We start from the raw sequence: 11,935 nt of genomic DNA, 5'->3' as shown, positions 1-11,935 counted from the left end.
ATAAATTGGTGTGTCGTAAGTGTAGAACATTTAAAAGTCTACACTAACAAACTTATCAAAGGCGTGGAATGGGTAAGGTCTTCATTTGTAAGGGATTTCTTCAAATTTTATCTGCTTTGTTTTCGGAAATATCAACAATAAACGGTTCAAGAAAAAACTATTCGAGCTATAAAATTAAGAATAGTTCATAATTTATTGAGTATTAAGAATCTCATCTAGAATATGAATTTTTATTAAAAAAAGATATTGACAATATGCTGTTAAAGTCAGAAATAATGATTAAATGGCAAGATATAGGACTAGTTCTGACTGAAAATTGATATAGAAGTCTAAAGTAAAATGTTCACAAGTTAAGTTGAAGCAAGAATTCGTAAAAAATGGTGTTGTAAATTCAATTTAAGAATTACAGAGGACCCGAGACCTGATATGGCACCTCTGAAATATGCTTTGTATTTTTCCGCAACACGCATATTTGGTAGAATACAATGTTAATTGCGATAGATATTCTATCGCAATTAACAAGATAAAACCTATTTAGCCAGTAAAAGCTCTGGTCGAGTCAGCTCGGTTTTGAGTTCAAATTGCCTACTGGTGTTCTTTTCTCCTCCAGCCTTTAGTGCCTTATCTCCTGCGAAAAGGGTTTTATGGCTATCTCCAAGGTCTGAACCTGCCATACGCTGGTGTTTAACGCAAGATACACCTTTGCGGATTTCCTGTCTCTGAACATCTCTCACGTAGGCCAACATGCCCTCATCTCCAAAATAACCTTCAGTCAAATCATTCATATGAAGAGCTGTGGTGTGGTAGGTTGGCAAAGTGATTAAGTGATGGAAAATCCCTGCATCTCTCGCGGCATCTGTTTGGAAAGTTCTGATTTTTTCATCGGCACGAGAGCATAATTCAGAATGGTCATAATCGGCGTCCATTAAATTGTTTCTATTATAACCGGTCATATTCTCTCCTTCTTCAAGCATCTCATCATAAGCTTGATGACGGAAATTTAGAGTCCAATTAAAGGATGGTGAATTATTATAAACCAACTTGGCATTTGGTACCACTTTTTTAATTCTGTTGACCATATGCGCAATTTGCTTCACATTTGGAGTTGGCGTTTCTATCCATAATAAATCTGCTCCATGTTGTAAACTTGTAATACAGTCCAAAACCACGCGATCTATATTTGAGCCCTCTTTGAATTTGTATAATCCATTGGCCAATCGGATTGGACGGTATAGTCTTCCGTCTCTTTTAAGCATGACATCATCATCCTTGGCCTCATCGATAGAGATTTCTTCCGCATCCACAAAGGCGAGATATTGAGAAGCTAAATCACCTGGTTTTTTGCTTACGGGTAACTTTTGGGTCAAACTGGCCCCTTCAGAATCTGTTCTTGCCACAATGATGCCTTCAGGTATTCCCAATTCTATAAAAGCATACCGGATGGCATTTAATTTTGCTATAAAATCCTCATGTGGCAAGGTAACTTTTCCATCTTGGTGGCCACATTGTTTGGCATCGGAAACTTGATTCTCAACTTGAATCGCACAGGCACCAGCTTCAATCATTTTCTTGGTCAGCAAGTAGGTTGCTTCTTCGTTTCCAAAACCAGCATCAATATCAGCTATAATAGGCACAATATGGGTTTCAAAATTATCGATTTGATCTTGTACGTCTTCACCTTTTTCAAGCCTGGCGAATAAATCGTTGAGTTCAATGGCATCTGCTTGACGCAAAAAATCATATATCTCCTTAATCAATGCTGGGACAGAAGTCTTCTCATGCATGGATTGATCTGGCAGTGGGCCGAATTCAGAACGTAACGCGGCAACCATCCAACCGGATAGGTATAAATACTTCTTGTTGGTTGTGCCGTGATGTTTTTTAACTGCAATCATTTTTTGTTGTGCGATAAATCCGTGCCAGCAACCCAAAGATTGTGTGTAGTTTGATGAATCAGCATCATAGTCTGCCATGTCTTTTCTCATAATGGCAGCGGTATATTTAGCGATGTCCAATCCCGTTTTAAATCGATTTTGAACCACCATTCGAGCGGCACCTTCAGGGTTGATGGCATTCCAAGTATTTCCATACTTTGCTTTAAGGTCTCTTACAGTTTGCAATGCAGAACCATAACTACTTTGTTCCAAATTTTTCATAATTTTGTAATCAGTTATTTATTATTAATAATTAGATCCTGTTGATTGTGTCAGCAATCGCAGGATTGTTTTTTTATAGGTATTTATAAGCGGGCAATGTTAAGAACTCTACAAATTCTTCTGATTGTACGAGGTTGTCAAAAAGCTCAATTGCCAACTGGAATTTTGAATTTTTCATGTTATCTGTGCCAAACTCCCTAATGATTTTTTCTACTTCATCATCTAAAAGTTCCTTGTAGAGTTCAAGGTCGAAGGTTCTACCATCCTCCAGCTTCACTTGATTTTTCAACCATTGCCAGACCTGAGTCCTTGATATTTCGGCAGTTGCCGCATCTTCCATTAAATTATAGAGGGCTACAGCGCCATGTCCTCGTAACCAGGCTTCAGTATACAAGATGCCTACGTTGATGTTTTTTCTGATTCCAGCTTCGGTAATGGTACCTTTAGGGAGTTCAACCAGATCCTGTTCTGTGATGTTGACATCATCTCTTGAAACATGTAGTTGGTTTGAACCTGGCATATGCTTGTCAAATTCTTGCATTGCGACTGCGACTAATCCTGGATGTGCAACCCAGGTACCGTCATGGCCATTTTTTACTTCGCGCTCTTTGTCTTTTCTTACTTTTTCCAAAGCAGCGCTATTGGCTTTTTCATCATTCTTAATCGGAATCTGTGCAGCCATTCCGCCTATGGCGAGAATGCCCCTTTTATGACAGCGTTGTATGACCAACTTTGAATACGCATCCATAAAAGGGGAGGTCATGGTCACTTGATCGCGATTTGGAACTATAAAATTGGGATGGTTTCTGAATTTTTTGATATAAGAGAAAATATAATCCCAACGTCCACAGTTTAGTCCGACAATATGATCTTTAAGTTCGTAAATAATTTCGTCCAGCTGGAAACTGGCAGTGATCGTCTCTATTAAAACGGTGGCTTTAAAAGTTCCTTTGGGCACTTCCAGATATTCTTGGGCAAACGTGAACACATCGTTCCACCACCGAGCCTCCAGATAATGTTCTAATTTTGGCAGATAAAAATAGGGTGCTGTATCGTTACTTAATAAGGTTGTAGTATTATGGAAAATATACAGTCCAAAATCAACCAAACTGCCCGAAGATTCTTCATCATTAATTAAAATATGTCTTTCGTTCAAGTGCAAGCCCCTTGGTCTGACCATTAAAACAGCGGTTTCTTGATTCAATGTGTATGACTTGTGACGTTCTTTATCTACTAAGGAAATAGATTTTCTATTGGCGTCTCTCAGGTTTTGTTGTCCTTCAATCGTGTTTTTCCAAGTAGGAGCATTGCTGTCTTCTAAATCGGCCATAAATGTTTTGGCGCCAGAGTTTAACGCATTGATGATCATTTTCCGGTCAACCGGACCTGTAATCTCTACACGTCGGTCTTTTAGATCATGTGGTATATTGCCAGCGGTCCACTGATTATTTCTGATATGTTTGGTCTCTCTTGAAAACTCCGGGAATTTTCCTTCATCAAAATTTTTTTGCTGATCGATACGTCTAGCCAAAAGCGATAATCTTTCTGTATTGAATCTTTCATGTAATGCGGTCAAAAAGGAGATCGCACCAGAGGTAAGAATGTCGGGGTAGTGATCGTCAACCGCTTTAGAGAATTTAAGTTTTGCTGATTTTAAAATTGTGTTTTCCATAGTATTGAGATGTTTGTGAGAACAATGATAAAATAATTATTTTTAAAAAACAAGCGAACGTTCGCTAAATAATTTATTTCGCTGAAATAAGCGTATTCGCAAAAATCATTATATTTGTTCTATGGAAGAAGATTATATCAAAATTATATTCGGGTTAAAGCTAAAGCAGATAAGAACTGAAAGGAATTTATCGCTATTTGGTTTGTCTAAACTCTCGGGCTTGTCAAAGTCCTATTTAAATGAAATTGAAAACGGAAAAAAATATCCAAAACCAGATAAGATCATGACGCTTGCTGAAAAACTGGATGTCCCTTATGACCAGATGGTTTCCTTGAAATTAGACAAAAACTTGGCCCCGATTGGTGATTTGTTGAGTTCTAAAATCCTTAAGGAAATCCCTTTGGATCTCTTTGGGATAAAGGAAAGCGACTTGATAGATATTGTTGCGAATGCACCTTCTAAGGTCAACGCATTTATTAGTACGATTATCAAAATAGCGCAAAACTATAATTTCAGTAGAGAGAGTTTTTTCTTGGCTTCCGTCCGCTCTTTTCAAGAAGCGAACAATAACTATTTTGAAGATTTGGAACAAGGTGTTTTAAATTTCGCCAAGGCTTATCAGATAAATTTGGATCTGCCAATTACTTCTCGTGATTTAGGAGAGATTTTAGTGGAAGAGTTTGGGTATACCATCGTTGATGACGAATTGAACAAGTTTCAGGCTTTAGATAATTTGCGATCTGTATTTGTTCCAAAAACCAAAACGCTATTGTTGGCCAATGAGATAGATGAAGCACAACGGACATTTATATATGCCAAAGAATTAGCTTATAATTTTCTTGAGATAAAAGAGCGTTTATATACGTTTCCTTGGATTAAATTTAAAACCTTTGATCAGGTTTTGAATAATTTTTATGCTTCCTATTTTGCTGGCGCTCTAATTATTCCAAGTGCTAAGATTAAAGTGCTGTTGAACGAAATTTTTGAAAAAGACACTTTGGACAGGGACTTATTTTTAAAGGCGATAGAAAACTTTAATGCCTCCGCAGAATCCTTTTATCAGCGTTTGACTAACATATTGCCCAAGGAATTTAATCTTCAGAATTTGTTCTTTTTGAGATTTACGCATAAATCGGGCAGCGAAAAATTTTATCTTAAAAAAGAGTTGCATTTGTCCCATGAACATTCCCCTCATGCCAATGAGGCTGGTGAGCATTATTGCCGACGTTGGGTTTCTATAAAAATGTTGAAGGATATCAGTAGAAGTAAGAAGGAACATGAATTTGATTTCCAGATTTCCAACTACCCAGAGGACGGTATGAAATATTTGGTGTTATCGTCTGCAACCAAAGATCCGTTCAAAGAGAACCATTACCGAAGTATTAGCGTTGGGCTGCTTATTAATAGGCAATTGCAACGAAAGATAAATTTCTTATCCGATCCAAAAATTATCACCCAAGACGTTGGTGTGACTTGCGAGCGCTGTCCCATTAAAGATTGTGAAGTGAGGCAAAAGCCGGCCATTTATTTGGAACAAGCAGCTAAAAACAAAAAGGTAGAAAGCATTGTGGATGAATTGAACGCTAAGTTTCAGTCTTGAAAAAGTATTGGGAGTATGGTTATGGGAAGGTTTTCACGATCCGCAACAATTAGTCATGATCCATTTAAAGTCCTTTAAATTTACGACAATTTTGGTAAGAAAGTGTTCACCGAATTGTACACCTTTTAGTTGATATTATATGATATCAAGTGATATCATTAAAAACTAAAAACACTGATAATCATACGATTAACAGTGTTTTAGTTTGACCTATAAATAGGTTTGTCGGGGTGGCAGGATTCGAACCTGCGACCTCCGCGTCCCAAACGCGGCGCGATAACCGGGCTACGCTACACCCCGAATTGGTTATCTCTAATCCTCGAATTCTCGTTAAATACTCAAAATCGAGGTGCAAATATATAGTTTTTCTTTAAATAGTAACAATAATTATTTCTAAATTTAGGGATTAAAGACTATTTGTATGAAAACTAAGAATTATTTTGTTTTATTATTTGCATTTGTAAGTATGACATCCTGTTCCCAGGATAAGAATCCGGTAAATTATGACCATGACTATGAAGTCGTAGTGCCAGATTTAACCATCCCTTGGGGCTTTGTGTTTTTGCCGGACGGATCTATGTTAATTAATGAAAAGGAGGGTAAGATGATTCACTTCAAGGAGGGTAGTAAAATGGACGTTCAAGGAGTTCCCGAGGTTTTTAATAGAGGCCAGGGCGGATTGTTGGATATTGCACTGCATCCTAATTATAATGAAAACGGATGGATTTACTTCACATTTTCCTCTCCAGGAGACAATGGTGCCAATACGGCATTGATGCGCGCTAAATTGGAAAACAATTCACTTGTCAATAAAGAGTTACTTTATAAAGCCACTCCAAATACCACTAAAACGCCACATTTTGGCTCACGTATTGTTTTTGACAATGAAGGCTATCTTTATTTTACTATTGGTGATCGAGGAGACAGAGATATAAATCCACAGGATCTCACTAAAGATGGTGGTAAAGTCTATCGTTTGAATGATGATGGGACCATCCCGGCAGACAATCCGTTTTTAAGTGAACCCAATGCTAAAAGAGCGGTTTATTCCTACGGACATCGTAATCCCCAAGGTATGGCGTTACACCCAGAAACTGGTAAAGTATGGACGCATGAACATGGTCCAAAAGGAGGTGATGAAATTAATATCATAAAAAAAGGTGCGAATTATGGTTGGCCGGTCATTAGTTACGGCATCAACTATGACGGTACAACTCTCACGGAACTCACCGAAAAAGAAGGTATGGAGCAACCACTTCATTATTGGGATCCTTCCATTGCACCGAGTGGTATGGCCTTTATATCCAGCGATAAATATCCGGGTTGGAAAGGTGATTTAATGGTGGGCTCGTTGAAATTTCAATACATGAATAAAGTCGTTTTAAAAGACGGAAAAGTAGTGAAGGAAGAGCGATTTTTAGATGGCTTGGGACGTGTCAGAACCATCCATCAAGCTCCAGATGGCTATATTTATGTTGGTATTGAAAATATGGGAATTGTGAAATTGTTGCCTAAGAAAGAATGATAAAATTGAATCTATTGTTTGTTGTTTCAAGCCTGCTTTTTTCCTGCAAGACAGCCCCGGCACAAACGCCTGAACTTAAGGAGAGTATAGCAAGGGGCGCTGCTGTTTACGATGAATTCTGTATGAGTTGCCACATGCCTGATGGTAAGGGAGTGGCTGAGGTGTATCCGCCATTGGCCAATTCAGATTATTTGATGAAGAAACGCCAAGAGAGTATTAAGGCAGTAAAGTATGGACTGTCTGAAGAAATTACGGTAAATGGCGTAAAATACAACAGTGCCATGGCCGCTTTAGGCCTTTATGATGATGAAGTTGCAGATGTGATGAATTATATTTTAAATTCCTGGGGGAATGAAGATGGTAAAATAGTAACCGTTGCTGAAGTTTCCAAAATTGAGCCATAGGAGTTCTTAATATTTGGTTAAATTTGCCTTGAAATCTAAAAAACAGAGCATGCTCATTATTGGAATAGCTGGGGGTACAGGCTGTGGTAAAACTACCGTTGTCAATCAAATTTTAAATGAATTGCCGGAAGGTGAGGTAGGCGTGATCTCGCAGGATTCCTATTATATGGATACTTCGCACCTGAGTTTTGATGAACGTGAAAAAATTAATTTCGATCACCCTCGTTCTATTGATTTTGACTTGCTGGAAAGCCACTTGAGGGATTTGCGAGCAGGCAAAGATATTTACCAACCAGTATATTCATTCTTAAAACATAACAGAACAGGGGATACTATTTTGACACATCCCCGAAAAGTAATGATTGTTGAAGGTATTTTGATTTTGACTAATCCTGAATTGCGGAAAATGTTTGATATCAAGATTTTTGTTCATGCAGATAGTGATGAACGCTTGATCCGAAGGCTAAAACGTGATATTTCTGAACGTGGACGCGATTTGGAAGAGGTTTTGACACGCTACAAAAATACCTTAAAACCAATGCATCAACAGTTTATCGAACCTATGAAAGAATATGCAGATATCATCATTCCCAACAATAAATACAATACTGTGGCGGTTGATATCGTGAAAACTATTATTAATCAAAGTTTAGTATAGCTTGAAAATCAATCGAAAACATATCAATCGTTTTAAGAACCTATATGTAATCATATTTGTGGGATTCGCTATATGGATGCTTTTTTTTGACGCCAATTCGCTTTTGATCCACCATGAATTGAATTCAGAAATGAAGGCTTTGGAAAATGAGCGCGATTATTATAAGAAAGAGATCTTGAAAGATAAAAAGGCTATCAAAGCCTTGAGTACAGAAGAAGGTTTGGAGCGCCTGGCGCGAGAAAAATACTATATGAAAAAGGAGAACGAGGAAATTTATATTATCGAATACGAGGATAGTATTGAAAATCAAAATGACCATGATTAAAACGCTATTTGAAGATTTTCCCGAAGTTTCTTCCAAACAGTGGAAGCAACTCATTCAATATGACCTAAAAGGCGCCGATTACAATGAAACACTGATTTGGAAGACCGATGAGGGCATCCATGTGAAACCTTTTTATCATGCGGATGAATTTCAGGAACTTCCAAATATTTCTGACACCAAAGCAGCGGAATGGCAGATTTGTCAAACCATTTTTGTGGCCAATGTTGAAAAATCAAACCTTAAGGCGATCAATGCCATTGCCCGCGGGGCAGAAAGCATCAAATTTATTTTGCCTTCTGACGATCTTGTGGTGAAGGATCTGTTGGTCAATATCAATTTAACCAATATCCCTGTTTTTTTTGAATGTCAATTTCTGTCGGCAAAATTTATTGATCAATTTGCATTCACGCCAAACATGGCTAACATCCACATCGTAACGGATATTATTGGCAATCTTGCCAGGACAGGCAATTGGTTCAAAAATCTGAAAGCAGACCATGACGAATTGGAGACAATTGTAAAAGACACAAACAGCTTTACAGTCCAAATGGATCTGTATCAAAATGCCGGTGCCAATATGGTTCAGCAATTGGCGTATGCGCTTTCGCATGCCAATGAGTACTTAAATTATTTTGATTCTATCCTTTCGGCAAAAGAAAAGCAATCTTTTAAAGTTACTTTCAGCCTTGCCGTAGGTACCAACTATTTCTTTGAAATTGCCAAGCTTCGTGCTTTACGAACATTATGGCCGATTTTGGCAGAAGCATACGGATTTAACACCGAGTGTTTCATTTTTGCGAATCCTACCAAACGCAACAAGACGCTGTACGATTATAATACCAATATGTTGCGCACAACGACGGAATGCATGAGCGCCATTCTTGGTGGTGCCAATTTGATCTGCAATTTACCATACGATGCTATTTATCATAAAGACAATGAATTTGGGGAGCGTATGGCAAGAAATCAATTGTTGGTTTTAAGACATGAAAGTTATTTTGATAAGGTCAATAACCCTGCAGATGGAGCTTATTATATAGAAAGCCTGACCCAACAACTGGCAGAAAAAGCCTTGGAATTATTTAAGGATATTGAAGCAAATGGCGGATTTTTAAATCAACTTAAAAAAGGCCTCATTCAAAAGAAGATTAAAGAAAGTGCTGCAAAAGAACTAGACCGCTTTGATAAAGGTGAACTGATTTTATTGGGAACGAACAAACACCCTAACCCTGCGGATAAAATGAAGCACGAACTGGAATTGTATCCTTTCGTTAAGAAAAATCCAGTAAAGACCTTGATTGAGCCTATTATTGAGAAGCGATTGGCGGAAGCCGTGGAACAAAAGCGATTGGAAGATGAGTAGAAAGAATTTACAAAATATCACGTTAGACAGAAGACAGAAGACCGATGACGGAGGAACATCTCTAGGCAATTCCCAACCCGAAACTTTAAACGAGAAACCAGTAACCTTCCTCACCTCCGAAGGTATCACTATCAAACCTACATACTCCAAAGCGGATTTATCCACTATAGACCATCTCAATTTTATTGCTGGAATAGCGCCAAATCTTCGCGGACCATACTCTACTATGTATGTGCGTAGACCTTGGACCATTCGTCAGTATGCAGGTTTTTCAACGGCAGAAGAAAGTAATGCATTTTACAGACGCAACTTAGCTGCGGGACAAAAAGGCTTATCGGTAGCTTTTGACTTGGCGACGCATAGAGGCTATGATTCTGATCATGTCCGAGTGGTGGGCGATGTTGGAAAAGCAGGAGTTGCCATTGATTCGGTGGAGGATATGAAAATTCTCTTTGATCAAATTCCTTTGGACAAGATGTCGGTTTCAATGACCATGAATGGTGCTGTTTTACCTATTATGGCCTTTTATATCGTGGCTGCTGAAGAACAAGGTGTAAAACCTGAGCAGTTGGAAGGCACCATTCAAAATGATATTTTAAAGGAGTTTATGGTGCGGAATACGTATATCTATCCACCTACACCATCTATGAAAATAGTGTCGGATATTTTCGAATATACGAGCAAAAACATGCCGAAATTCAATAGCATCAGTATTTCGGGATACCATATGCAAGAAGCAGGAGCTACGGCCGATATTGAACTGGCCTATACGCTTGCCGATGGTTTACAATATATCAGAACTGGACTTGAGGCGGGTATGGACATTGATAGTTTTGCCCCGCGTTTATCCTTTTTTTGGGCCGTTGGCATGAACCACTTTATGGAAATTGCCAAAATGCGGGCAGCCCGGATGTTATGGGCAAAAATCGTGAAGCAGTTCAACCCTAAGAACGAAAAATCACTTTCATTGCGCACCCATAGCCAAACTTCAGGGTGGAGTTTAACCGAGCAGGATCCCTTTAATAACGTTGCACGAACTACAATTGAAGCAGCAGCTGCTGCTTATGGAGGTACACAGAGTTTGCATACCAATGCCTTGGATGAAGCCATTGCATTGCCCACGGACTTTTCAGCCCGAATAGCACGAAATACACAGTTGTTTTTGCAGAAAGAGACCAACATCACAAAAACAGTCGATCCGTGGGCGGGAAGTTATTATGTTGAGAAGCTGACTCATGATATTGCTCAAAAGGCTTGGACCTTAATCGAAGAGGTTGAGGAGCTTGGTGGCATGACCAAGGCTATTGAAGCAGGTATTCCGAAGTTGAGAATTGAAGAAGCTGCTGCTCGAAAGCAGGCACGGATTGATTCGGGACAGGATATTATTGTAGGGGTCAATAAGTACAGATTGGAGAAAGAAGATCCCATTACAACGCTTGAAGTCGATAATCAAACGGTCAGACGCTCACAGATAGAGCGTTTAAATACATTGAAGGCGGAACGTGATTCAGCAAAGGTTGCAGAGGCCTTAGCTAATCTGACGGCAGCGGCAAAGGATTTTTCAGATTCGAATAAAAATTGGAATGAGGACTCTGAATCTGGTTCACGAGATTCCAGCATTCTCGGGAATACTAATTTACTGGCCTTAGCCATTGAAGCAGCAAGATGGCGTGCTACTTTAGGCGAAATCAGTGATGCACTTGAAGTCGTGTTCGGTCGATATAAAGCTCAAATTAAATCCTTTTCAGGCGTGTATAGTAAAGAAATTAAAGACGACAGTTCATTCAGGAAGGCAAGAGAACTTGCGGATAAATTTGCGGAACAAGATGGGCGCAGACCACGCATCATGATTGCAAAAATGGGTCAAGACGGACATGATAGAGGTGCTAAGGTTGTGGCTACTGGTTATGCCGATGTCGGTTTTGATGTAGATATCGGCCCGTTATTTCAAACCCCAAAGGAAGCGGCCAAACAGGCTGTGGAAAATGATGTCCATGTTTTAGGCATATCTTCCTTGGCAGCGGGACATAAAACCTTGGTGCCACAGGTGATTGAAGAGTTGAAAAACTACGGTCGTGATGATATTATGGTTATTGTAGGTGGAGTGATTCCAAAGCAAGATTACCAATACTTATTTGATGCTGGTGCCATTGCCATCTTTGGCCCAGGCACAAGAATCAGCGACACTGCGATTCAGATTTTGGAAATTTTGCTAGATTGAGTTTTTTTATA

General features: G+C 39.0%; 9 protein-coding genes and 1 tRNA gene. 7 read left to right on the top strand and 3 right to left on the bottom strand.

The features are described from left to right. Positions 1 to 530 precede the first annotated feature (530 nt). Both G6N06_RS02315 and aceB read right to left on the bottom strand, forming a co-directional pair. Complete coding sequence (locus tag G6N06_RS02315) at positions 531 to 2,156, bottom strand: isocitrate lyase (RefSeq protein WP_163514451.1); 1,626 nt, start codon at positions 2,154 to 2,156, stop codon at positions 531 to 533. Between the two features lie 73 nt (positions 2,157 to 2,229). After that, positions 2,230 to 3,828: a malate synthase A gene (gene aceB / locus G6N06_RS02310; protein WP_163514450.1), complete on the bottom strand. Its 1,599-nt coding sequence runs from the start codon at positions 3,826 to 3,828 to the stop codon at positions 2,230 to 2,232. Positions 3,829 to 3,949: 121 nt separating this feature from the next. Here aceB and G6N06_RS02305 point away from each other — a divergent pair, with 121 nt between their 5' ends. Then, on the top strand, positions 3,950 to 5,428 hold the full coding sequence (locus G6N06_RS02305; RefSeq protein WP_163514449.1) for a helix-turn-helix domain-containing protein: 1,479 nt from the start codon (positions 3,950 to 3,952) through the stop codon (positions 5,426 to 5,428). A gap of 225 nt (positions 5,429 to 5,653) precedes the next feature. Here G6N06_RS02305 and G6N06_RS02300 read toward each other — a convergent pair. Next, positions 5,654 to 5,728: transfer RNA gene (locus G6N06_RS02300), tRNA-Pro, on the bottom strand. Positions 5,729 to 5,849: 121 nt separating this feature from the next. Here G6N06_RS02300 and G6N06_RS02295 point away from each other — a divergent pair. Genes G6N06_RS02295 through scpA form a run of 6 tightly spaced genes read left to right on the top strand, consistent with a single transcriptional unit; the run spans position 5,850 to position 11,924 of the window. After that, positions 5,850 to 6,953, top strand: coding sequence for a PQQ-dependent sugar dehydrogenase (locus G6N06_RS02295; RefSeq protein ID WP_163514448.1), 1,104 nt, complete (start codon positions 5,850 to 5,852; stop codon positions 6,951 to 6,953). Further along, positions 6,950 to 7,357 carry a c-type cytochrome gene (locus G6N06_RS02290; protein ID WP_163514447.1) on the top strand — a complete coding sequence of 136 codons (408 nt, stop codon included), beginning with the start codon at positions 6,950 to 6,952 and terminating at the stop codon, positions 7,355 to 7,357. The genes G6N06_RS02295 and G6N06_RS02290 overlap by 4 nt, the downstream gene beginning before the upstream one ends. A gap of 49 nt (positions 7,358 to 7,406) precedes the next feature. Further along, positions 7,407 to 8,015: a uridine kinase gene (gene udk / locus G6N06_RS02285; RefSeq protein WP_163514446.1), complete on the top strand. Its 609-nt coding sequence runs from the start codon at positions 7,407 to 7,409 to the stop codon at positions 8,013 to 8,015. Position 8,016: 1 nt separating this feature from the next. Further along, a complete protein-coding gene (locus G6N06_RS02280) occupies positions 8,017 to 8,340 on the top strand; it encodes an FtsB family cell division protein (RefSeq protein ID WP_163514445.1) in 324 nt (107 codons plus the stop codon). Further along, a complete protein-coding gene (locus G6N06_RS02275) occupies positions 8,333 to 9,703 on the top strand; it encodes a methylmalonyl-CoA mutase subunit beta (RefSeq protein WP_163514444.1) in 1,371 nt (456 codons plus the stop codon). The genes G6N06_RS02280 and G6N06_RS02275 overlap by 8 nt, the downstream gene beginning before the upstream one ends. Next, on the top strand, positions 9,696 to 11,924 hold the full coding sequence (scpA, locus tag G6N06_RS02270) for a methylmalonyl-CoA mutase (RefSeq protein ID WP_163514443.1): 2,229 nt from the start codon (positions 9,696 to 9,698) through the stop codon (positions 11,922 to 11,924). The genes G6N06_RS02275 and scpA overlap by 8 nt, the downstream gene beginning before the upstream one ends. Positions 11,925 to 11,935 lie beyond the last annotated feature (11 nt).

The organism is Gelidibacter japonicus, assembly GCF_010725055.1.
GTDB lineage: Bacteria > Bacteroidota > Bacteroidia > Flavobacteriales > Flavobacteriaceae > Gelidibacter > Gelidibacter japonicus.
This window is presented reverse-complemented; position numbering and strand designations above follow the sequence as displayed.